Genomic DNA, 22,864 nt, shown 5'->3' with positions numbered 1-22,864 from the left:
TTAAGTAAGCAAAGAGTGAACGTGAGGCAATTATGAAATTAAAACTAACAACCAAGCTATTAAAGCTTAGCATGTTGTGCACTGTTGCAATCAGTGCCGGCGTTGTTACACCAAGTGCATTGAGTGTACTTCCGGGTGTAAATTTGGCGACAGTACAGGCTGCTGAAAAGCAGAAAACAACACGAGTTCCCGCACTGCGTGAAAAGGTATACAGCCAATTAGCTCGCGCCCAAAAACTTGCGGATGATGGCGACAGTAAAGCGGGTTTGGACGCGCTTGACAGTATACAAGCGCGCTCATCAAGTATGAACTCTTATGAAATTGCGATGATGCATAACTTTTATGGGTTTATTTATTACAATGAAAACGACCTTGTAAAAGCGATTGCCTCATTTGAAAAAGTGATTGCAGAAGATGGCATTCCAGAAACACTACGTTTGAGCACGACATTCAGCTTAGCGCAGCTTGCAATGGCTAACAGCGACTATGAAAAGGTGATCGCATTTTTAGATAAATGGGATGCCATTAATACAAAGCCAAAAACTGATGCATATTATTTATTAAGAGCGCAAACCTACTATCAATTAAAAGACTATGAGCAAGGCCTGAGTTACATTACCCAAGCCATTAACTTAAGTGATAGCGAAGGCAAAGTACCCAAAGAAAACTGGCTGGTACTGCAACGTGCTATGTATTACTCACTTAACCAAACGGATAAAGTAGTCAGCGTACTTGAGCGTATGGTAAAGCTATACAACAAACCTGAGTATTGGGTGCAATTAGCCGGTATGTACGGTGAAACTGGGCAAGAAAAACAGCAGCTTAGTGTTTTAGAAGCGGCTTACCAGCAAGGATTTTTAACCTCTAAATCTGACCTAAGACAGCTTGCACAGGTATATTTATACAATCAGCTTGCTTACAAAGCCGCCAGTGTAATGAGTAAGGCAATAGAGCAGGGCATTGCTGAACCAACAGCTAAAAATTATGCCTTTGTAGCCGAGGCCATGGTACAAGCTAAAGAAGATGCTAAGTCGATTCGTTACTTTACCAAAGCTGCAGAGCGCTCAGAGCATGGTAAATACGATCAGCGCTTGGCTGAAGTGTATGTAAACACAGAGCAGTATGACGAAGCTGCCGATGCTGCGCGAATGGCACTGGATAAAGGCGGCCTTGATTTTGAATCAAATGCGTTTGTTGCTTTAGGGATGGCACAATACAATTTACAAAACTTTGATGCGTCTATCCTTGCGTTTGAACAAGCCGAAAAGCACAAAAAATCGCAACGTTTAGCCCAGCAATGGATCAAATATGTAAAACGCGAAAAAGTGCATGCACAAACATTAAAAACAGCACTGCTTTAATTTTTATAGTGCGATTATTAGTTCTTAATTGACGCACTAAAAACCATTTCATAATTGCACTACTCAAACCACACTAACATTTAGTTTGTGTGGTTTTTTTGCGCGCCTTTTAAAGCAACCAATTGATTTTTAATTAATTAACATTGTCATTTTATGTTTATTAAAGTGTAACTTCATTGTCATATCACTCCCGTATTGTACTTCGTATTCGATAACTCAAGTGACCTTAATGCATGAGTATCGTGCCTTAAAGTGACTTAAGTTATTACTTAATGCGCTAACACAATAATTAAATACTTTTACGGAGTGAACAATGAAATTATCTGGCTTATTCAAAATCAGCTTAGTGGCTACAGCAATAACACTGGCTGGTTGTGGTGGTGGAGATATTAACGTTACACCTACGACAGTTGATAACAGTGTAGACAATTCAGTGACTAACCCAGGTGGTGATAATGGTGGCGATACATTAAGTTGCGCCACATACACATTAGATGGAGCTACATTTACAGGTGAAGCAGAAGGCGTAAACTGTTTATACAGCCAAGCATTTGCAAGTAATGCAAAAGAAATTACTAGCTCTTTTGTTATCCCCGCGCTAGATGATGGCGGTGCCCATGTATTTGAAGGTGCTTTATTTATAGGTGACGATGTAGACACATCTACAGGCGCTACTATTGATGTTAATGGCCCAACATTGTCTATTGAAGCAGGCGCTACCATTGCGTTTACCAAGCCAGAGAGTTTTATTCGTATTGCTCGCGGTGCAAATATTGAAGCAATTGGTGAAGTAGATAAGCCAATTATTTTCACAAGTATTAAAGAAGTTGATGGTGATGATTCAACAACCGCTCAAATTGGGGATTGGGGTGGCGTTCAGGTAAATGGACGTGGCCATTCTATTCGTTGTACAGCGACTGCTGCGGCACAAGACATGTGTAACCACTCAGCTGAAGGTATTGTATCTTATTACGGTGGTAATGACCCGCAAGATAGTAGCGGTATATTAAAGCACATTGTTATTAAGTATGCAGGATTTGGCGTTGAAGGTGATGAGCTAAATGGTTTAACACTAAATGCTGTTGGTTCAGGCACAACAATTGATTATGTTCATGTACATAATGGTTTTGATGATGGTATAGAGCTCTTTGGTGGTAGCGTTAATCTTAAACATATTGTTGTTACTGATACTGGTGATGACGGTATTGACTGGGATGAGGGTTGGAAAGGTTACGGACAGTACATTCTTGTACGTTCAAATGAATATGGAAATCATGGATTTGAAACAGATGGCGCAAAAGTAGATCCATTATCTGCAGACGCACAAGATTTAGTAACGACTGTTTCTAACCCAACTATTGCTAATGCAACCGTTGTTACTACTGGTGATCAAGGTGCTGAAGGGCGTCGTACTGGTGCCGGTATGGAAATGAAAGAATGGGGTAAAGCGCAATTAGCTAATATGTTGTTTGTAAACTCATCATCTGTAGATGGTGCTGGCTGTTTTGATTTATATAATGAAAAAGATAAATCAGGAGATGCCGGTGTGCATGCCAATGCAAACAACGGTGATATCGCATTTGTGAGTTCAATATTTGCGTGTGGTAAGAATTTTGAAGACGTAAACACTCCTTTAACAGGTGCGTTAGCAAGCTTTGATATCAATACCTGGTTTACTGGTGGCGAAAATAATCAGCTGATTGGTTTTGCTGATTTTGCAAATGTGCTTGGTGCTGATGGTGTTTCAACTGCAGCAACTATTACAGATTCACAAGGTACTGCGGTAGCTACAACGGCGAAAGACATGAGTGAAGTTGACTCTTTCTTTACTAACGCAGGTTATATTGGTGCACTTAAAGAAGGTGAATCAAGTGAATGGGCTGATTTTGTAGCCGCATCTTTACAACGCGCTAGTAATTAATCTAGACCGGCTCTAATTATAAGGCGCTATGGCGCCTTTTTTAAGGGAATTTTAGGTTTAGAGGATATAAATATGAAACATCAAAAGCAGTTTAAAACTAATCTAATAACGTTATCTCTGCTCTCCCTTTTTTCTTCATTTAATTCTTTCGCTGAACAGGCACAAGAAATAATCAATGAAGAAGCGATAGAAGAAGTTGTTGCAACAGGTACACGCCTTAAAGGCAGTGCTAGTGCGGTAATTGATGAACGTAAAAATCAGGCATTTGTTGCTGATATAATGGGTTCAGAGCAAATATCTAGAACGGGTGATAGCGATGCCGCTTCAGCACTTCGCCGTGTTACAGGCTTATCTTTAGTTAACGATAAGTTTATTTATGTACGCGGTTTAGGTGAGCGTTACTCAAGCGTGCGTTTAAATGGTGCAGTTGTTCCAAGCCCAGATCTGACCAGAAATGTAATACCACTTGATATTTTCCCATCAAGTATTATTGAGTCTTTAGCTGTTCAAAAAGCCTATTCACCTAATATGCCTGCGGCTTTTGGTGGTGGTGACGTTAATATCAGGACGAAAAGCATTCCAAGTGATACTTTATTTAAAGTTGAGATTGGTGCTAGCTATAAAGATACAAACGATGAAGGCTATACATACAATGGCGGCAGTGATGATTGGTTAGGTAAAGACGATGGTACACGCGCCTTACCAGGAGCCGTTAAAACGGCGCTAAATACCTATATCAATGGCTTGTCTGATATCTCATACAGAAATATAAGAGATGTGGAGTCAAGACGTCAGGGGGCTGATATTGGTCAAGCAGCTGCAATAGACTTAAATAAAAGTTTATCAAAAGCACTACCAAGAGATTTTGGCTTAGAAAAAGAAAGCTTAAACCCTGATGCAGGCATTAAGGCTGTTTATGGCGACCGATTTGATAACTTATTTGGCCTAGACGGATCTTTTGGTTTCTTAGCATCAGTTGCTTATGAAAATGAATGGTCTAATGCAGAGAAGTTTAGCGCAGTACTTTCTTCTGTTGACGCATCTGAATCTGAATGTTCAAAAGATGACTTTACTTGTTACTCTGCCACAGAGAAAGAAGTATCAACAAAGCATAATATAAAATTAAATAGCTCTCTAAATTTAGGTTATAAAATTGGCGGCCATGATTTAACAGCCACCTATATGATGCTACGAGATACTGAAGATGAAGCTTCTGTTGCGCTTTATCAAGAGCCTTCAAAGTCATTAAGCATTGATTCTGGGCAATTACAGCGAAGCCACCTAACCTCTTTTGAGGAACGTGAACTTGAAATACTTCAACTTCGTGGAATGCACAATTTAGAGTGGAGTTTTCTTGAAGGTGTGGGTGTAGATTGGCAATACACTGATTCAACAGCGACGACGAGTATACCTGGCGAGCTTGAAGTAACGGTGCGTGATGAGTACGCCGATGGCGAATATCAACGTACTTTTTATAATGGCAGTTTAGGTGGCAATCCTTATTTGTATCGATTTGTTGAGCTAGAAGACGATGTAGAAAACTGGGGCGTTAATGTTAACAAAGTTTTTTACTTTGATAACGCCGAAGTTGAAATCGCGGGCGGCGGCTATTTTGTTGAAAAAACGCGTGATTACCGCACAGACTTTTTTAACTATCGCTTCAGCCAAACACAGTCTTTAGATTTAGCACAAAGTGAAGAAGAAGCACTGTCAATTGGTAGTTTCTTTGCTAATGATGCTGTGATCGATTCAACGGATGTAGAGTTATTGTTTCAAGAACCTACAGCCGATGATTACCTAGCAGCGCAAATGATTGATGCTTATTACGGCTCTTTTGATATCACTTTTGCTCAAGATTGGCGTTTAAGTGGTGGTGTGCGTTACGAGGACTTCCGTCAAGTTGCTCTCGCTTTTTCTCGCTCAACATTCGATCCTGCTTTATTGGCAGATAAATTAAGTGCAGATGCGATAAAACAAGCAAGTGTGATGGAAGATGAGTATTTTACTTCATTATCTATGACATATAGTCAGCAGTCGTACCAAGTTCGTTTTGGCTATGGCAGCACGGTTGTTCGTCCTGATTTGCGTGAGCTAAGCCCTGTTCAATTCCAAGATCCGTTGACTGGTTATCGAACGCTTGGTAATCCATTCTTAGAATCTAGTTACTTAGATAACTTTGATGCACGTATCGAATTTTATATGGACAATGGTGATAACTACTCAGTTGGCGCATTCTATAAAGATATAGATAACCCAATCGAAGCATTATTAACCGAAAGTGACGGTCGTTTTACTCTGCAGTTTGACAATGCAGATACAGCTTATGTTTACGGTATAGAAGCTGAATGGTTAACTGAGTTGCATAGTGATTTATTGGGTGGTGCTTTTTTTACTTCTGGTAATTTAACGGTTAGTGATTCAGAAGTTGAAATTGCAGAAGAACAGCGCGCCGACCTAACAAATCTAAAGCGACGTATGACTGGCCACTCAAAGTATGTTGCCAACCTACAATTGAATTACGATTCGCATGATGGCATGCATCAAGCTTCATTTATTTATAACGTATTTGGTGACCGTATTTTAGCTGCGGGTGTTAACAACTTTGATGACGCTTACGAACAACCTTTAAACTCGTTAGACATGGTTTATAGTTACTACCCAACGTTTAATACCACATTAACACTTAAAGTGAAGAATATGTTGGGACAAAACTTTGAAGTAGAACAAAATGATGTGTTAATTCGTTCTCAAGAAACGCCTAGAGAACTGAGTGTCAGCTTTAGTTACGAGTTTTAAGTAAAAGCCCAAGGATAGGATTTATAACAACGCCTAACTACTTATTAGCCCTGTATTTTGTACAGGGCTTTTTTATGTGTATGAAAAATATTTAAGTTACAGTTTATTGACTAGTTTTAGTGTGCTGGCGGTGTTAGCTTAGGGCTGTAAAAATTAAATCTCACGCAATGAATTTTTAATTTTTAATGTATAGGCTCCTTTTATGAATCAAACAGTGGAACAAACAATGAAAAAAGTAGGATTAGTCGGTTGGCGCGGCATGGTGGGCTCGGTGTTACTTGAGCGAATGGAACAACAACATGATTTTGCTCATATCGACACCACCTTTTTCACCACCTCACAAGCAGGTCAGCTTGGCCCTGAGTTAGCAGGTCCAGCTAAACCGCTTTTAGATGCTAGTGATATTTCTGAACTTGCAAAAATGGACATTATTGTTACCTGTCAGGGTGGCGATTATACCAATGCGGTGTACCCAAAATTACGTGAATCGGGTTGGGATGGCTATTGGATAGATGCAGCCTCTGCGCTGCGTATGAGCGACGACAGTATTATCGTACTTGACCCTGTTAACAAAGATGTCATTGAACAAGGGCTTGAGCAAGGCGTTAAAACCTTTGTAGGTGGTAACTGCACGGTTTCACTTATGCTACTAGCACTGGGCGGTTTATTTGAGCAGGACCTAATTGAATGGGTAAGCCCAATGACTTACCAAGCAGCATCGGGCGCCGGTGCACGCAATATGAAAGAACTCATATCTCAAATGGGTGCTATTCATGCAAGTGTCGCGCAGCAATTAGATAATCCAAGTTCAGCTATTTTAGAAATTGATAAAATAGTCAGCGAAAAAATGGCATCTAGTGATTTGCCACAAGACCAATTTGGTGTGCCACTGGCGGGTAGCTTAATCCCATGGATTGATGTGCCTATGCCAAGCGGTCAATCAAAAGAAGAATGGAAAGCGCAAGTAGAAGCCAACAAAATTTTAGGCTCATCTAAACAGCCTGTGCCTATAGATGGTTTATGTGTACGTATTGGTGCAATGCGCTGTCATAGCCAAGCGATGACCATTAAACTACGTGAAGATATTAGTGTAGAAAAAATAGAAGAAATTTTAGCCTCGCACAATGAGTGGGTTAAAGTTATTCCTAATCAGCGCGACATTACCAGTACCGACTTAACTCCAGTTAAAGTAACCGGTACGCTGAGTATTCCTGTTGGCCGTATTCGTAAACTCGCTATGGGGCCAAAATACATTAGCGCCTTTACCGTGGGCGATCAGCTTTTATGGGGTGCTGCGGAGCCACTTCGCCGGATGTTACGAATTATTGTAGACGGTGAGTAATTTTCTAGCTCATCAAGTTAAAGGGTTAGCTAATTGCTAACCTTTTTATTGCCTCTTCGAAACATTCTCATATTATTTCTTGCTCAACCCCTTTAGCCACACTATATTCTTAAGAGTGTTTTTAGAGGTTAACTTCATGAATATATCAAAAAAATTAAAGCTCTCCTTTGCATCTGCAATTGCCTTGCCGTTATTAATTATAGCTGCTTTAGTTATTTCCCAAACCAGAGAGCAAGCACTTGATAATTTTTCTCAGTTAAGTGAACGTGAAGCCCGCCAAGTTGATAATGCAATTACTATGTTTTTTTCTGAAATTGCTAAAAACGTGGACTACTTAGCCTCCCACCAAACGATTAAAAATGCCCGTGAAAACATAAAAACGCATATGAATGTTGGCACTAAGGTAATGCTTGATCACCCTAACCAAAGTCCGACGGAGCAAGCTGCTTACAGTTTATTTAATCATTTTGGTGAGACTCACCCTGGGCTTGCTTATATTTACATGGGGAATGAACAAGGTGGTTATATTCAATGGCCAATGGGAAACGTAAACGCCAATTATGATCCTCGTCAGCGCCCATGGTACAAAACAGCTAAACAAGCGAACGGTAAAACAACCCGTACTAATGCGTATTACTGGGCTGCTGATGATTTAGTGATTGTGTCCACGGTTAAAGCTATTATTGATAACGGTGAATTAATTGGTGCTCAAGGGATGGATGTTTCATTGGGCGGGCTTACCGATATTATTGCCGATATTAAATTAGGCGAAACAGGTTACTTAATGTTGATTGAAGACAGTGGCAGTGTGCTGGTGGATGTGAAACACCCAGATTACCGATTCAAAAACCTAGCAGATATTGAGGGGGCTAAATACGCCGATTTAGCTAAAAATAGCAAAGGCCTGTTTGATGTAGATATTGATGGAAAACAGTATATGGCCAATATTTATACGTCTCCCATTTTAGGTTGGAAGTTTATTGGGGTGGTAGAAAAGTCTGAGGTAATGAGTGCGGCCAATGCGATGGCGTACACCATTTTAATTATTAGCGCGATATTAATTGCCGTATTTGTTGCGATAGCGAGTTATATTTCTAAACTTATTTCAGCTCCAATTGTTGAGGTGAGCGATGGTTTAACTGAAATATCGCAAGGCGGCGGTGATTTAACCCAGCGCTTAACAATAAAAACCAAAGATGAAACCGCTAAACTGGCCACCAGCTTTAACTTATTTTTAAATTTGATCAGTGAGCTGGTGAATCAAATTAATGAATGCGCACAAAATGTTAGTAAAACCTCATCGCAAACATCATCACAAGCAGCTCAACTAACAAGCTCTACTAGCCAACAACAACAAGCTTTAGAAATGGCGGCAACGGCTATTAATGAAATGGCTGCCACTGCTAATGAAGTGTCGAGTAGTTGTGCGAATGCGGCCGATTTGGCGGTTCAAACACAACAAGCATCAGATTTAGGGCAATCGGTTATTACACAAACCGTAGAAAGTGTGGTGCAGCTCTGTGATGTAATAAATAATGCCTCAGCAGACATTACTCAACTTGATACTGAAAGTGAAAATATTATGTCGATTTTGAGCGTTATTCGTGGCATTTCAGAGCAAACCAATTTATTAGCATTGAATGCTGCAATTGAAGCTGCGCGAGCTGGTGAGCATGGGCGTGGTTTTGCAGTGGTTGCTGATGAAGTTCGTGCGTTATCGCAGCGTACTGCAGAGTCGACCGAAGAAGTAGCATCGCAGCTTGATAAGTTACGCACGATGTCTTCTAAAGTCTCTAAAGACATGGAACGCAGCATAGAAACCACCAATAAAACTGTAGAACTTGCGCATTCTGCGCAACAACAGTTTAGTGAGATCACGGCATCTATTGTTAATATTAGTGATTTAAATACGCAAATAGCCACCGCTGCTGAAGAGCAGCAACACGTCGCTGAAGACATCAATCGAAATGTGACAGAAATTAAAAATTCGGCTGATGAGGTGAGTGATATTGCTGTTAGCACCAGTGAGAATGGCAATGAAATGAGTCGTCTTTCATCGATATTAACTGATTTAGTAGGTAAGTTTAAAGTATAAACAATAGGGCAAGTGCATACTTGCCCTATTTAATCTGCTACTTATTTTTGAGTAATTGTTTTAACTCTGCCAGTTGTGCTTTCAATTCGTTTACTTGGCCTTGGGTTGCGGGCAGTGAGTCTGTATCGGCTTGCTCTTCTCGGGCATTGCGATGCTCCTCACTCATTACTTCTAAAATAGCCCCCACCATCATATTTAAGAATACAAATGCAGTTAAAAAGATAAAGGTTAAGTAAAAAATCCAACTTAATTTGTATACCGCCATGGTTTCGTACATCACGTATGTTTTATATGCGTTGTTTTTTGTTGACGTAACAGTGGGGTCATTTCTAATCTCTTTTATTTTCTATACTCAAACACAAAAGATTACCAAACCTGCCTTGTCAACTTTACTTTTTGTTGACGAGTCATCTAATAGTGATGAAAACCAAATACCCATGAAGGTATTTTGTTGACAAAATATCAGTCTTAATACTTCTGAACGCTTGTATCAAATAACCAACCTTTAAACAAAAAACTAAGTTAGTTTAATATTGAGGATAACTTCACTCTTTCAATGAAAACATCACTTTCTCCAGATTGAATAATAATACTTGCTAGTATTTGAGCGGTATAAAATGAATATCCATCTTCACCATGAACTGAAAGGTGATAACACGAACCAGATTCTTGAGGCCAAATCCAATACTTCCCACAATCAGATAAAGCGGGAGGCTTATTATTACCAGAGCTAAGTCGCCACGAGTCGGCGTCTAGGTAGCCACCGCGCCAACTTGCAAAGATTTTAAAAAACACATCGCCTTCATTAGTAAATTTTAAAATTACCCAGCCGTGAGGTTTGTGAATCATAAATACACCAATTTTTCTAAAATACTTCAGAGCTAAGCTGGTTGAGTTTTGTCATTGATTGCTCTGAAATGATCAGTTGATCGAAGCCGTCAATTTCAAGCTCTTTGTGGTTAAACTTACCAAATATCCCCATGATCTTATCGGTTGATATGGCTATTTCACTTGGTAGAAGATCTGTAAAAGAGGTTGGGCTTTCCTCGGTATGCATTAATGTATCTCCAATACTTATAATTGCTTTAGCTGCTTCTATATCAGTAGAGATTTCATCATCAATATCTATATCATCATCTAAGGCATGATGAGCCTCGGTAGTTATCTCTTCATCCATCTGAGCGAATTTTACTTTTGCTAACCCATCAGGGATGTCCTGGGCTACTCGATAAGCATACTCAATAAGCTTTGGTTCGGCTGGCATAAACAAAAATGCCTGTTGGTTAGGTGCATTGGTAATGCGTAGCAAGCGTCCCATTACTTGTCGGTAATTCATTTCTGTTTTTACGTTAGACAAATAGCAGCATACCTGAAGGCGCGGTATGTTCGTGCCTTCTGAGATCATTCCAACACTGATGATCCATTTATCTTGGCTAAACCTGAAAGATCGAATGAGATCATTTGCATTACCTTCATCGCTAGTAACAACAAGTGCGCTTTCTCCAATAGTCTGCTTTAAAATTAGCTGTATCTGCCATGCATGAGCAATGGAGGAGGCAACGATTAACCCACCTGCTTCTTTATTTATGGCTCGAAGCTCATTTAGCCTATGACTAGAGTGAATTAGTAGTTGCTCTATCACGCTCGTGTTTGTCACAATCTCAGAATATGGAATAATTGATTGTGATAGCAGGTCAATAAAGCTAGTGAAGTGACTCGTTTCATCACCCTCAACAACAGTAATCTGGTCATTATCTAATGCGACTACTTGTGGTATTCGGCATACATTGTCAGCAATCGCTTGTTTTAAGCCATATACGTAATCACATTGTATTTGCTCTGACTCATTACAGTATTCCGCAAGTGCGATTGGTAGCGCATCAGATCGCCACGGGGTGCCAGTTAATGCGATTGTGAAAGCCGCTTTTTCTTTAATAGTTGTTATTATCGGCTTACCCCAAGCGTTAGCATCTTTTATATTTGAACCAGCACAGTGGTGGATCTCATCAAAGATCACAAACACGCGATATTTTTCAAATAAGCGCCAGACCTTATTGTCTAGTGTGCCCAATGCCTGATAAGTAAATGAATTGCCTAACGCGCCAATGGTGCCGTCAAAATGTGCGTCGAATTTTTCACCTAACGCTTCACTAAAGTCATGCGCGACGATTGATGAAGGAGAAAAGCAAAGTACAAGATCAATGTCACCTTGGTCATACATCAATTTAGCTAATACAGAGGCCATCACTGTTTTGCCAGCACCAGGTGTAGCAAGTGCTAAAAAGTGCTTCTTTGACTTATATTTAGAAATTGCAGAGTGAATGCATTCTGACTGCCAATTCCTTAGTTTCATTTATTACTTCTCTTTTGTTGATTTAATAAGTTCGTTCAACACTGAAATCTTTCCTTTTAAGATATGGTTGTTTTCCTGAACTGCCATGTAGCGTTGCTTTAATGCGACATATCTTTCAGGGTAAATATCTTTAAGCGCAATATATTCATTAACAGCACCTAAACCTTCAAGAAGCTCAGAATTATACTGATTCAAGCGGTTAGCTAACGTTTTAAAATAGTTTGACTCATCAGCATCGCTTAAATTTATAATCTCTTTAGACCTAATTAAATCTTTTAGATAATAATGATTAAATTGTTCAGTTTTTATATAACGAGTAACCCCTTTCTTAGCTGATGTTCTCTTTTTCAACCAACCTTTTTTAACTAATTTTAAAAGCTCTTCATATACAAAACGTCGCACAGAAGCAGGATCTAACCCCTCATCCCTTTTGATAGAAAGATAAGCAGTTCTAATCTCGACAGCCGAGAAATGATCTATGTTTTTTAAAACTAAAATCTGATTAAAGGTTGAGCTATCCATTATTTAATCCAATTCAAGCACCTAAATTTAGAGTATACACCACTCAATGAGGAGTATACACAACATAGTGTGGAGTATACGCTATACATTTACAGTTAACAACGTGGGAACATATATCCTTTTACTTGAAGGAAACCACAAGTGAGTGACGAAAATTTTGATAATGATTTAGCTATTCAATTTGGAAGAAATTTAAGAGCAGCCAGAGCTAAAATAGGTATGAAACAAGAAGACCTTTGCGGTAAAGCTAATCTCGATAGAAGTTACTTAAGTAAAATAGAAAGCGGCTCTTATAAAATCACACTTGCTAAAGTCTATGCGTTAGCCGCTGCACTTGAATGCCCACTCTCAGAAATACTTCCAGAAGTTAATGGCGTAAAAATTAAATAACTTTTATGCAGTGACTAAAATTCATATTTCAATGTTGTCCTCACGCTTTGAGTTTTGATACTACCTAAAATGAACCACTAATCATCATTATTCATTATTCATTATTCACTATTCACTCAATCAGAAATGCATAGTCCGGCTAATTGAACCATCAGATCTTCCGTATCTGTAACAGCGAAACGTTTTAGTTGGAACCCTCAAACCAAAGTAGTTGGAACACTGATTGAAAATTAAAAAAAGACAATTATTTTACCTTTCTAGATCATCAAGAAAAAATTCAATTACAGGTATTTACTTGTTAAACGTAAGTAAGAAACTGTGACTAACAGCAATGCCTAAATAAGGAATTGCCTTTTGTCTGCGTATGTCCGAGTGTTATTCAGTTTTTTTTTAACAGCCAAATAAGGTTTCGTACTTTTAATCCTTTGTTTAATCGGCCATTTTGGGATGTGTTCAATGGGATACGCAGAGGGGAACTCATAAAACTCAATTTAGACAATGTTGACTTTCAGAACGAGCTAATTCGAGTACATGGCAAAGGGAAGCGAGAAAGGCTAATACCCATCAGTAAACGGGCATTGGAGTGGCTAGTTCTATAATTGGCAAGATTAGGCCAATGTTCGCCTTTATTGGCTCTGGTAACTCGTTGTTTCTTGCCAACAATGGTAAACGTTATAAACTAGGCAAACTTTCTGATATGGCATCTCAATACGTCAAGTTAGCTGGCATCGAACGCCCTAGAGCTTGTCACCTGTATCGACACTCAACAGTAACCGAGATGCTTGAAAATGATGCAGACCTAAGACATGTCCAAGAATTACTTGGACACGCCGACATATCCACCACCCAAATATATACCCATGTTAGCAGAGCAAAATTGAGTGCGGTGTATTTTGATATCCACCCATCTGCACAAAGCGATAGTGGCTTATTTGATTAATTACTGTAGAGAAACTATGGCCTTATACCCTAAATTCCTTGTATAGGTTTTCTGGGACGAAGTATAAACTGCCCTTAGTTCTTGTTATTGCTACATATAGTTTATTCTTCGTTTGCTGTGGTAGTTCTGGTAAAGCACCTTCCCGAAACCTTTTTAAAGTGGTCGGGTTTAAAACAACGCATACATCGTTGTAACAATCTTGTCCCTTTGTTGCACCCCAATTATTAGTCACGCCAGGGTAGCGATTGCTCGACTGATAAAATAACTTAATTGTATCGTTGCAATTAAATATATGATTTGCTTTATCTTTGCACTCAACGAACTCTATAGGTGTATTGTCGGTTCGATTTGACCCAATAACTATACCCACATCGTTCGAAACAAATTGGCATACGGTAGGGCTACACCTGAAGCTATTAGATAACAGCTCTTCATCAACCACTAGACCAGCAGCTTCGAACTTACCCTTATATTTTTGATAGTCTTTGTGCAAATTAGCATTAACATTACCATCTCTGCTTGTGTCAAAAGTATGTTGGAAATAGTCCCCGACCATTAGAATATCTGTTCTTGCAGAGGCAAGTGAACAAAGAAGGTTAAAATCATGACCACCAAAATCTTGAACTTCGTCAATGCATACAAGGTCAAAATACTTTTCGAGCCGCTCGATAACTTCTTCTATAACCCCATGAAACTCAAGATATTTGGCTATTCTGTTGTGATACAACCTTTTGTGTCTATCAATATAAAATTTAGGATTAGTTCTTGCTAGTCGGAGAGTGAAGGCCGGAGGTACATCCCAGTTTATTCCTTTTGCCTTATTCTCTAAACCTAGTATAGGTTTTACACAAAACTTATAGAGAAAAGTGAAATAGGAGTAAATCTTCACCCCTGATGGTATTTTACCGAACTTTTTAATAACCCTGTTTTTTAAGTTGGCTAAGTTATTGTCAGTATATGTGATGAGCAATACTCTAGAGTCAATTTCTATACTGTTTATGATATGACTGGTTTTGCCAGAACCTGCAACTGCAAATATTACTCTCTTATCCATTGCAGAGCCTCTGTAATATATTCAGGTGACTGGATTTGTTCAGACTTTTTATCTAGTAGTTCGTATGCGCAGTCAGCCTTGTTTTTTAGCATATAATCCTGAACTGATAGTGTTCTCCTGCCTGGTGCGAATAACTCTTCGCAAACAGCAGTGTTTAACTCATAGAAGCAAATTTCAAATGTGGAATTACTATTATTTGTGTCAAAGAAGATCTTAATGTTGTCAGCAGTGTAATCTGCATAATTCTCAATGCAATTAACTTGTGCGTCCCCATCGTTATCCCTGATCACAGCAGTTTTAATATTCAGTAGCATGGCTAAATCTAAATAGCGTTTAAAACTAGTGCCACCAACAGATATGACATGCACGTCATCTGCTTCCAATGAAGAGCCTGTTACAATGCTATAAATTGCATCAATCAAAATATACTCGGCATCACCTTCAACAAGTATAACTTTGGACGACAATATGAATTCTAATATGTTGTTGTCAGGTGCTTTCATAAAAAATTTAGCCGTATCAGCAGGTAAATCTTTTAACAGGACAGGTCTTTGTGATGTGCTATTAAGTAGAATCGATTTTCGAAGGTCTAGCCTTGAAGTAATTAGATTGCTATGGGTTGCGATGAATATTTGTTTTGCTTGTGATTCTGCTATTCTGGTCACTAACTTTTTCATATTGGTGTGGCTAAGGTGGTTCTCTGGCTCTTCAAGTAGCAGAGTATCAATGTCTAGCTCAACCCCGTAGCGTTTTAGTGCGAACTCAGTCTTAATAAAACATTGACGACCCTTACCCCTATTTTCTAATGGGACATCATCTTCCGTAATTATGACGTCTGTTTCTAGATTTGCTCGTGAGTTAGAGCGGATAGCAAACTGATAATCATTTAATTGGTCATTTATACCTTTAAGATGTTCATCCTTAAAGTCTGATTTTTGCTGCCGATATAGGTTTCTTAAGTTGATTCGTTCAGGGTGTTCTAAGACCGATTCGTATACTGTTTTTATATACTCTCTTGTAGCATATTCACTATTTATTTGTGAGCTATCTAATGATAAGTGTTTGATAAATTTACGGTAGCCAGTATAAGACTCACCTGCGAATGTAGTGAATTTAACTGAATAATATTCGTAAGGAAAATTATCTGAATCCTGAGCCAGCACTTGTTGCATTTCAGCAAGTAAATCTTCATTTGGCTCACAGATTAGTCGAAGGCCATCAGATGCTGTTCCATCAGAGTTATTTTTCCCGTGAATGTCTGGGTTATGTTGTTCGGACAGGTAAAGTTCGACTATAACGACAGGAAGATTAGCAACGCTTTTATCCCCAGCTAGAAACTGATTGGTAATGTTCTTATTGAAAATACTCTCTAGCCCAATTACGTCTACTTTATTTCTACTCCCACTAATAACCAACTCGATAGCTGTCAGCAGCGTACTTTTCCCTGCTTCATTATCACCAATGAGAACGTTTAAATCTTCAGTAAACTCAACTTCAAACTCACGAAACCTTTTAAAATTGAATAGTTTTATCTTCTGTATACTTTTCACAAACCAACTCCCTGTAAGCTTAATGTCTAAACGTACTTTATCATTGTTATTAATAACCAGATAGTTAAAGCTAGGCTTGTTGGATCGTATATGTAACTAATGTATATGCAGGCACGAAACTATGATCCAGTTGGATTTACTAATGTACATAACTTTAATAGATATGCATACGCTAATAATCCGTATAAATACATAGACCCCGATGGTAGAGAAGTACGAGCTGTATCCAACAATGCAACTGGTAAATTGGGTATGAGGGATAGGGATACCAAAGAAAGAATTGTTATAAATGCTGAGTCAGGTGGCAAACCTTTTGGTGCGCCAATAGAGCCTGGTATATATGATATTTTCATACACCAAGAGATGGTTTTATAGGCTTGAGCCTCGTGATGCAACTTATGGCGATGACACTCATGATGCAACTGGTAGAGACTTATTCAGGTTGCATAAACAAGGATGTACAATAGGGTGTATTGCGGCTGAAAGTGAAGAGGGCAGGTCTAGTGTTGAAAGTAAGTTAGAACAAACACAAACTTCTGAAGTTACTGTTGATAGTGAATCAAGAAATCCTTTCTCCGATAAAACAGAATCGTCAACAAGGTTTGGGCAATTAAAAGTTGTTAATGTGTCTGGCCGTATAGAATCCAAAAAGCTCAAAGAACAGGATAATAGATAAAAAATGCAAAAGCTTATTTTACTAGTGGTTTTTATCGGTACGATATGTTCTGTGGGTTACTTTTCATTAGAATCTATAGACATGTCCGAGATGCTATAAAAAAATTGAGAGTATGGTCAGCTATTATTTCTTCAGATTAGCACTATTAGAAGTGTTGTTTCCTTGATATTAGTTACTTTAAGCGCTGGTTATTTTCTTAAATCGAAATTAAAAAAGGCTCTGATGGGAATAAACTTGGCCCTTCTATTTGCATGGGGATTATTGCTAAGCTTTCAAATTATCGGGGTTATAAATTAATCGCTTATTTGAAGCTGAAGCCTCGCTAATGCGGGGCTTATTATGCTTCGATCTCAAGGTAAACAATAATTTTTTCTTTAGATACGGACGGACTCATAGTGGGCAGATATGCTGTTGGAAAACTTAAATAAGGAAACATAAAAATGACATTACCAAAAAACACCCCGACAGATTTTTGCAAAGCTTTTATTCAACGAGAGCTGAAAAGTTATCAAGGTGAACAACCTATTTGGATGAGTTACTGGCCTATCTTGGAGCGAATGATTGAACGTGCAGAAGAGTTAAAAAGTCCATTTAGCGAGTTAATTGATAGATTTGGTTACGCTGATAAATTTGAAGGTTATCCTCCTGAGAATTCTTACATCTGGTTAATACTTGAGCATATTTGGTTTAGTGCAGATTTCAATAAAAATGATGTTATGAAAGCTCGAAGTGAATTTAAGGAGCTAAATGAGCTTGGGGAAGATATTGTTGAATTAGCATCTGAGCTAGCATCTAAGCTCCGTAAACGAGCAGAACTTTTCGAAACTAGTGGCTTTTCCAAGCCAGAGTATCAGTTTATTGACGGCTTATTTGATATGGCTAGCGAGGGCAATTATTTATATGAATCTCACGTATCAGAAAAACTAAAATCACTGACTTATCAATACGACCTGAAATACTGGCCGAGTTTGGCCGACTTGGTATCAGCTATAGGACAGTTCGAAGAAGCGCAACCTTATCCCACGCATTGTCAATTTCCAGAGCATGTAATTAATGGGCGGCAGTCTGACTTTAAAGACTACGTAATCGCTTTTGACGAAAAGTTTGATGATATAAATGATTTACCAACTAACTTTCGATTTAGTAATGAAGCAATGGCAGATATTATTAACGTTGTCCTCGATTTACCAGACACCAAAATTGCAACAGGTGAAGCAATTAGAGTTATAAGAAATCGCTACAGCAACAAAGCCAGATGAAAAAAGCAAAGAAATATGTTTTTGGAGGTAGTTAAACAATAGCTCTACTGCCTTAACTCCAGAATTGCTGCTCTTAATTGGCAAGTTCATTAATACAGCTTCCCAATTAGGATACTCTTTATGTCCAAAGTGAATGAGTTGCCCTTCAAAGAATTCTTGGCCTCTACGCGCTGGCGTGGTCGTCAATCAATATATTGCCTTTCAGTAAACCTTTGTGACTGCAAATGATTAGGTTGTGGGTCATTTCGTAACCGAATTTATCTTCGACCCAAAGCCTTTTTTCTGTATACGACAAAGGATTTTTCGTTGATGGTGCGGTAAGTATGTAGACTTCAACATTCGTTTTTTTCCTTAGCTGTTCTTCTGCTGCTAAAGCGCCATCCATTGGTTCTAAGCTTCGAAAAAAGCCAGGTACACTTTGCGGGAAAGGATTGTCAGGATTTTTATGTTTGTGCTCTTTGATTTTTGAAGAGTAATCACACAGCACATCGTCCATATCGATGTAAATTGTCAGCATGTCGTTTCCACCGAAATTATTGAAGGCCCCAAATTATGGGCAAACAGTTTACTTGAACGATAGCTTTTTTCGCGTGATTATCATTAGAGAGGTCGAAGTAGGTCTACTTAGCTTGATAACGTGATGCTTTTTTCAATTGCAATATTAACCCTACGGGCAAGAAAGAATGATCGAATATGGAAGCTGAGTTCAATTAGTGATTATTCACAATAGTGAAAAATAGCACTATTAATAACAAATATCCGACACAATAATGAAAAAAAGCAATATTATGTTGAAGCAGTAAAATTAAAGCTCCCTATGTTTATCCGCAAAAAATACGCCTGTGCAATGCGATACAGGTTTATTTTCACCTCTTTTTACCTAGATAACAAACAACTATAAAGTTTTTTCCTTTAATATCAATTCGTTATACGTCCCACTTTTACGCTCAGAACAGCCCAGCATCAAGGGTTGTTCCAGTCTCATTATCCGCTTGGTTCAGATGAAAATTATTGGTGGTTCGAATAAAAATGCGCAATTGTTCAGGTAGACCGGAATATGCAACAAAAATCCTTAGAAATTAATATCAAACTAAATAAATTAATAGTTAAAGCTTAATCCATAAGAAATTCAGCCCTTTTCAAAAACAGCAAATAATTGCACCATCGAAAAGATGCAAAATAAGTATTGACTAAATAATCATCTGTCGCTATCTTTAATGCATCATTTATATGGTGCAATTAACAGTGAATAAAACATTATCTGATATTGCGATTGTCAAAGCTGGCCACCCTTTTAGGGGAAAGATACCTGAAGATAAGGAAGGTAACGCTCATGCGGTGCAGATCAGGGATATTGATAACGATGGAATCATACAGTGGCATCAACTCATTCGCACAAATATTACAGGGCGTAAAACACCTGATTGGTTACAAAAAGGCGATGTGCTGTTTGCGGCTCGTGGTGGTCGTAACTTAGCAGGTTGTGTTGGCGAGATTGATAAACCAACGGTTTGTGCCCCACATTATTTTTTAATTCAAGTAACCGATAAATCAGTGTTACCTGAATTTGTAGCTTGGCAGCTAAACCAAGATGGTGCCCAGCGGTACTTTGCAAACTCTGCTGAGGGAAGCGCACAAACGAGCATTAGACGAGCTGTATTAGAAGCAACTTCGCTTGTTATTCCAACTCTCGAAAAGCAGCAAGCTATCGTCGAGTTTGATAACAAAGTTAAACAGGAAAAACGCATTCTAAGTGCTCTAATTGAGAACAGAGCAAAACAAATGCAAGGCATCGCTAAAGAAATATTAGGCTCTGAAAATCAGGGCTAAAAAGAATTTAAATTAAGGACTCAAAAGATGGTAACAACACAAATTAACCAAGACGCTATTAATAAGGCGGTATGGAATGCCTGCGATACCTTTAGAGGAACAGTAGACCCTTCTATATATAAAGATTTTATCTTAACCATGTTGTTCTTAAAGTACATCTCTGATGTATACCAAGATGAATACGACAAGCTTGTAGAGCAATATGGAGACAACCCTGAACTAATTCACGCAATGATGGCAAAGCAACGCTTTGTATTACCTACAGGTGCTAGTTTTTGGGATCTATACGAGAAACGTCATGAAGCAGGTAACGGCCAACGTATTGACCAAGCACTACATGCCATAGAAGAAGCGAACGGTACTAAACTGAAAAACGTGTTCCAAGATATCAGTTTTAATACTGACAAGCTAGGTCAAGAGAAGCAAAAGAACGATATTCTTCGTCATATTTTAGAGGACTTTGGTAAAGACATTCTTAACTTACGCCCAAGTCGCGTTGGCTCGTTAGACATCATTGGTAATGCCTACGAATACCTTATTAAGCACTTTGCCGCAAGTAGCGGTAAGTCAGCAGGTGAATTTTATACGCCACCGGAAGTTTCAGATTTGCTTGCCACCATTTTAGAACCAGCAGAAGGCGACCAAATATGTGATCCTGCATGTGGATCAGGCTCACTATTAATGAAATGTGGCGCTATGGTGCGCAAGAATTCAGGTTCTAAAAAGTATGCTTTATTCGGGCAAGAGGCGATTGGCTCTACCTGGGCACTTGCTAAAATGAATATGTTCCTACACGGCGAAGACAACCACCGTATTGAATGGGGCGATACCATTCGCCACCCTATGCTTCTAGATAAAGAAGGTACAGGTTTACTTCACTTCGACATTGTTACTGCAAACCCTCCATTCTCACTCGATAAATGGGGTTTTGAAGGTGCAGCTAATGACGAGTTTGGCCGTTTTCGCCGCGGTGTGCCGCCTAAAACCAAAGGGGACTACGCGTTTATCAGCCATATGATTGAAACTCTTAAACCAGAGTCAGGGCGCATGGGGGTGGTAGTGCCTCATGGTGTACTTTTCCGAGCATCATCTGAAGGCAAAATCCGTACACAGCTTATTGAAGAAAACTTACTCGATGCTGTAATTGGCTTACCGGAAAAACTCTTCTTCGGTACAGGTATTCCAGCAGCCATTCTTATTTTCAAGAAAAACAAAACTGATAAAAACGTCATGTTTATTGATGCCAGCCGAGAATTTAAATCAGGAAAAAACCAAAACCAGTTAACCTCTGAGAACATTCAAAAAATTATCTACACTTATAAAATTCGCGAAACTGTTGATAAATATGCATACCTGGCAAGTTTAAATGAGATAAAAGAAAACGACTTTAACCTTAATATTCCTCGCTATGTAGATACCTTTGAAGAAGAAGCTGAGATTGATTTAGTGGCGGTTCGCACTGAACGCGTTGAGCTTCAGACTGAATTAAAGTCTTTAGAAGTAAAGATGGAAAACTACTTAAAGGAGTTGGGTTATGGTGCCTAATGGCTGGAAATTGACTTCTTTAGGGGAAGTATGTTCAGGTAATCTACAGACAGGCCCCTTTGGAAGTCAGTTACATGCACATGAATACACTGAAGAGGGCATACCTGTTTTAATGCCGAAGGACTTGATTAGTCAAAGAGCTGATTACAAGTCGGCTGCGAAAATACCTGCTAATAGAGCTGCTGATTTATCAAAGCACTTTTTAAAGAGCGGAGATATTTTATTTAGCCGTCGTGGTGATGTCAGTCGATTTGCGCTGATTGAAGAAGGTGATGAAGTTGGAATATGTGGAACAGGGTGCTTAAAAGCAACACCAAACTCAGAGCATTCATCCTTATTCTTGTCCTACTTCTTACAAAAGAATGCGGTAAAACGGTGGCTTGAACAGAACGCTGTTGGACAAACTATGCCCAACATGAACACCGCAATTCTATCTGAGTTACCGCTGATGACAGCTTCTTCCAAAGAAGAAGAAGATAAAATCGCCAAAATTATATCAGTTTGGGATAAAGCTATTGGCACCACTGAGCGCCTAATTGAGAACAGCAAGCAGCAGAAAAAAGCACTAATGCAACAGCTGCTCACAGGTAAAAAGCGACTATTTGATGATTCGGGTAAACCGTTTGAGGGAGAGTGGGAAGAAGTTAAGTTAAGTCAACTTGTAAAAGTTATCGGTGGTAATGCTTTTAAAAGTGAAGAGTTTAAACAAGAGGGTATTCCACTTGTTAAAATTTCAAATATAAAACCTGATTATTCAATTTGCTTAGATTCAGCCGTGTTTATTTTAGAAAATGATAAATTTGAAAAGTTCAAGGTTAAGAAAGGGCATATTTTAATTGCGATGTCTGGAGCAACTACAGGAAAGGTAGGCTGCTATCAATCACATGACTTTGCTTACTTAAATCAACGCGTTGGTCGTTTTGATGTCAAAAAAAACCGAACTACCAATCGGTATTTATTTCAACTGCTTAAATTACCCAAAGTGCAGCATGAAATATTAATTGATGCTGTTGGTGGAGCACAGCCCAACATCAGTAATAAAGATATTGAAAGAATTAAAATTTATGTACCAGCAGTTGACGAGCAGAAAAAAATTGCCTCTGTTCTTAGCAATGCAGACCAAGAAATTGAAATACTACATCAACAACTTGCTGACTTAAAACAAGAGAAAAAAGCGTTAATGCAGCAGTTATTAACTGGCAAGCGTAGAGTATCATTATAGGGAATCAT

General features: G+C 38.8%; 19 protein-coding genes and 1 pseudogene. 13 read left to right on the top strand and 7 right to left on the bottom strand.

What is annotated here, in order from left to right:
• Window positions 1-32: 32 nt before the first annotated feature.
• The 5 genes from ACNSN3_RS18000 (at window position 33) to ACNSN3_RS17980 (ending at window position 9,515) form a co-directional block, all read left to right on the top strand.
• Window positions 33-1,361, top strand: coding sequence for a tetratricopeptide repeat protein (locus tag ACNSN3_RS18000; protein ID WP_418609292.1), 1,329 nt, complete (start codon window positions 33-35; stop codon window positions 1,359-1,361).
• A 313-nt stretch (window positions 1,362-1,674) separates the two neighbouring features.
• Window positions 1,675-3,282: a hypothetical protein gene (locus ACNSN3_RS17995; RefSeq protein ID WP_109874982.1), complete on the top strand. Its 1,608-nt coding sequence runs from the start codon at window positions 1,675-1,677 to the stop codon at window positions 3,280-3,282.
• A 72-nt stretch (window positions 3,283-3,354) separates the two neighbouring features.
• Entirely contained in the window at window positions 3,355-6,078 is a 2,724-nt protein-coding gene (locus ACNSN3_RS17990) for a TonB-dependent receptor domain-containing protein (protein WP_418609291.1), read from the top strand.
• Window positions 6,079-6,280: 202 nt separating this feature from the next.
• The gene (asd, locus tag ACNSN3_RS17985) at window positions 6,281-7,420 is read left to right on the top strand and encodes an aspartate-semialdehyde dehydrogenase (RefSeq protein WP_418609289.1); all 1,140 of its coding nucleotides are present in this window, start codon (window positions 6,281-6,283) and stop codon (window positions 7,418-7,420) included.
• A 136-nt stretch (window positions 7,421-7,556) separates the two neighbouring features.
• The gene (locus ACNSN3_RS17980) at window positions 7,557-9,515 is read left to right on the top strand and encodes a methyl-accepting chemotaxis protein (protein ID WP_418609288.1); all 1,959 of its coding nucleotides are present in this window, start codon (window positions 7,557-7,559) and stop codon (window positions 9,513-9,515) included.
• Between the two features lie 37 nt (window positions 9,516-9,552).
• Here the strand turns inward: ACNSN3_RS17980 and ACNSN3_RS17975 are convergent.
• From ACNSN3_RS17975 to ACNSN3_RS17960, 4 genes and pseudogenes are all read right to left on the bottom strand, one after another.
• Window positions 9,553-9,801 (bottom strand): annotated as a pseudogene (locus tag ACNSN3_RS17975) (ion transporter); the annotation flags it as partial.
• A 236-nt stretch (window positions 9,802-10,037) separates the two neighbouring features.
• Window positions 10,038-10,364: a hypothetical protein gene (locus ACNSN3_RS17970; protein ID WP_418609286.1), complete on the bottom strand. Its 327-nt coding sequence runs from the start codon at window positions 10,362-10,364 to the stop codon at window positions 10,038-10,040.
• A gap of 16 nt (window positions 10,365-10,380) precedes the next feature.
• Entirely contained in the window at window positions 10,381-11,868 is a 1,488-nt protein-coding gene (locus tag ACNSN3_RS17965) for a DEAD/DEAH box helicase (protein WP_418609284.1), read from the bottom strand.
• A 3-nt stretch (window positions 11,869-11,871) separates the two neighbouring features.
• On the bottom strand, window positions 11,872-12,390 hold the full coding sequence (locus ACNSN3_RS17960; protein WP_418609282.1) for a hypothetical protein: 519 nt from the start codon (window positions 12,388-12,390) through the stop codon (window positions 11,872-11,874).
• Window positions 12,391-12,531: 141 nt separating this feature from the next.
• On the opposite strand from ACNSN3_RS17960, the gene ACNSN3_RS17955 reads away from it, so the two are divergent.
• From ACNSN3_RS17955 to ACNSN3_RS17945, 3 genes are all read left to right on the top strand, one after another.
• Window positions 12,532-12,780 (top strand): helix-turn-helix domain-containing protein, encoded by a 249-nt coding sequence (locus ACNSN3_RS17955; RefSeq protein WP_290174059.1) that lies wholly within the window; start codon window positions 12,532-12,534, stop codon window positions 12,778-12,780.
• 449 nt (window positions 12,781-13,229) lie between these two features.
• Complete coding sequence (locus ACNSN3_RS17950) at window positions 13,230-13,379, top strand: tyrosine-type recombinase/integrase (protein ID WP_418609280.1); 150 nt, start codon at window positions 13,230-13,232, stop codon at window positions 13,377-13,379.
• A 17-nt stretch (window positions 13,380-13,396) separates the two neighbouring features.
• Window positions 13,397-13,720, top strand: coding sequence for a tyrosine-type recombinase/integrase (locus ACNSN3_RS17945; protein WP_418609279.1), 324 nt, complete (start codon window positions 13,397-13,399; stop codon window positions 13,718-13,720).
• A gap of 22 nt (window positions 13,721-13,742) precedes the next feature.
• On the opposite strand, the gene ACNSN3_RS17940 is transcribed toward ACNSN3_RS17945, so the two are convergent.
• Together ACNSN3_RS17940 and ACNSN3_RS17935 are read right to left on the bottom strand one after the other, a co-directional pair.
• Window positions 13,743-14,774 (bottom strand): DNA helicase UvrD, encoded by a 1,032-nt coding sequence (locus tag ACNSN3_RS17940; RefSeq protein WP_418609277.1) that lies wholly within the window; start codon window positions 14,772-14,774, stop codon window positions 13,743-13,745.
• Entirely contained in the window at window positions 14,759-16,324 is a 1,566-nt protein-coding gene (locus tag ACNSN3_RS17935) for an ATP-dependent nuclease (protein WP_418609275.1), read from the bottom strand. Before ACNSN3_RS17935 ends, ACNSN3_RS17940 begins: the two co-directional genes overlap by 16 nt.
• Window positions 16,325-16,664: 340 nt before the next feature.
• Between ACNSN3_RS17935 and ACNSN3_RS17930 the strand changes: the two genes are divergently transcribed.
• Both ACNSN3_RS17930 and ACNSN3_RS17925 read left to right on the top strand, forming a co-directional pair.
• Entirely contained in the window at window positions 16,665-17,000 is a 336-nt protein-coding gene (locus ACNSN3_RS17930) for a hypothetical protein (protein ID WP_418609273.1), read from the top strand.
• 440 nt (window positions 17,001-17,440) lie between these two features.
• A complete protein-coding gene (locus ACNSN3_RS17925; protein ID WP_418609272.1) occupies window positions 17,441-18,259 on the top strand; it encodes a hypothetical protein in 819 nt (272 codons plus the stop codon).
• Between the two features lie 163 nt (window positions 18,260-18,422).
• Here the strand turns inward: ACNSN3_RS17925 and ACNSN3_RS17920 are convergent, their stop codons facing one another.
• Window positions 18,423-18,776: a 5' nucleotidase, NT5C type gene (locus tag ACNSN3_RS17920; protein ID WP_418609270.1), complete on the bottom strand. Its 354-nt coding sequence runs from the start codon at window positions 18,774-18,776 to the stop codon at window positions 18,423-18,425.
• Window positions 18,777-19,504: 728 nt separating this feature from the next.
• On the opposite strand from ACNSN3_RS17920, the gene ACNSN3_RS17915 reads away from it, so the two are divergent.
• The 3 genes from ACNSN3_RS17915 to ACNSN3_RS17905 are packed head-to-tail and all read left to right on the top strand — an operon-like array spanning window position 19,505 to window position 22,856.
• Complete coding sequence (locus tag ACNSN3_RS17915; RefSeq protein ID WP_418609268.1) at window positions 19,505-20,089, top strand: restriction endonuclease subunit S; 585 nt, start codon at window positions 19,505-19,507, stop codon at window positions 20,087-20,089.
• A 27-nt stretch (window positions 20,090-20,116) separates the two neighbouring features.
• The gene (locus ACNSN3_RS17910; RefSeq protein ID WP_418609267.1) at window positions 20,117-21,634 is read left to right on the top strand and encodes a type I restriction-modification system subunit M; all 1,518 of its coding nucleotides are present in this window, start codon (window positions 20,117-20,119) and stop codon (window positions 21,632-21,634) included.
• On the top strand, window positions 21,624-22,856 hold the full coding sequence (locus ACNSN3_RS17905; protein ID WP_418609265.1) for a restriction endonuclease subunit S: 1,233 nt from the start codon (window positions 21,624-21,626) through the stop codon (window positions 22,854-22,856). The genes ACNSN3_RS17910 and ACNSN3_RS17905 overlap by 11 nt, the downstream gene beginning before the upstream one ends.
• Window positions 22,857-22,864 lie beyond the last annotated feature (8 nt).

Origin of the sequence: Pseudoalteromonas sp. US3C1004, assembly GCF_048401065.1 — a bacterium.
GTDB classification, from domain to species: Bacteria; Pseudomonadota; Gammaproteobacteria; order Enterobacterales; family Alteromonadaceae; genus Pseudoalteromonas; species Pseudoalteromonas undina.
The sequence above is the reverse complement of the archived record's forward strand: the minus strand, read 5'-3'. Positions and strand labels throughout refer to the sequence as shown.

Excerpts from the sequence above, each read along its gene's own strand:
- ACNSN3_RS18000 (WP_418609292.1), top strand. The coding sequence starts at position 33 with ATGAAATTAAAACTAACAACCAAGCTATTAAAGCTTAGCATGTTGTGC.
- ACNSN3_RS17995 (WP_109874982.1), top strand. The coding sequence starts at position 1,675 with ATGAAATTATCTGGCTTATTCAAAATCAGCTTAGTGGCTACAGCAATA.
- ACNSN3_RS17990 (WP_418609291.1), top strand. The coding sequence starts at position 3,355 with ATGAAACATCAAAAGCAGTTTAAAACTAATCTAATAACGTTATCTCTG.
- asd (WP_418609289.1), top strand. The coding sequence starts at position 6,281 with ATGAATCAAACAGTGGAACAAACAATGAAAAAAGTAGGATTAGTCGGT.
- ACNSN3_RS17980 (WP_418609288.1), top strand. The coding sequence starts at position 7,557 with ATGAATATATCAAAAAAATTAAAGCTCTCCTTTGCATCTGCAATTGCC.
- ACNSN3_RS17970 (WP_418609286.1), bottom strand. The coding sequence starts at position 10,364 with ATGATTCACAAACCTCACGGCTGGGTAATTTTAAAATTTACTAATGAA.
- ACNSN3_RS17965 (WP_418609284.1), bottom strand. The coding sequence starts at position 11,868 with ATGAAACTAAGGAATTGGCAGTCAGAATGCATTCACTCTGCAATTTCT.
- ACNSN3_RS17960 (WP_418609282.1), bottom strand. The coding sequence starts at position 12,390 with ATGGATAGCTCAACCTTTAATCAGATTTTAGTTTTAAAAAACATAGAT.
- ACNSN3_RS17945 (WP_418609279.1), top strand. The coding sequence starts at position 13,397 with ATGTTCGCCTTTATTGGCTCTGGTAACTCGTTGTTTCTTGCCAACAAT.
- ACNSN3_RS17940 (WP_418609277.1), bottom strand. The coding sequence starts at position 14,774 with ATGGATAAGAGAGTAATATTTGCAGTTGCAGGTTCTGGCAAAACCAGT.
- ACNSN3_RS17930 (WP_418609273.1), top strand. The coding sequence starts at position 16,665 with ATGATATTTTCATACACCAAGAGATGGTTTTATAGGCTTGAGCCTCGT.
- ACNSN3_RS17925 (WP_418609272.1), top strand. The coding sequence starts at position 17,441 with ATGACATTACCAAAAAACACCCCGACAGATTTTTGCAAAGCTTTTATT.
- ACNSN3_RS17920 (WP_418609270.1), bottom strand. The coding sequence starts at position 18,776 with ATGCTGACAATTTACATCGATATGGACGATGTGCTGTGTGATTACTCT.
- ACNSN3_RS17910 (WP_418609267.1), top strand. The coding sequence starts at position 20,117 with ATGGTAACAACACAAATTAACCAAGACGCTATTAATAAGGCGGTATGG.
- ACNSN3_RS17905 (WP_418609265.1), top strand. The coding sequence starts at position 21,624 with ATGGTGCCTAATGGCTGGAAATTGACTTCTTTAGGGGAAGTATGTTCA.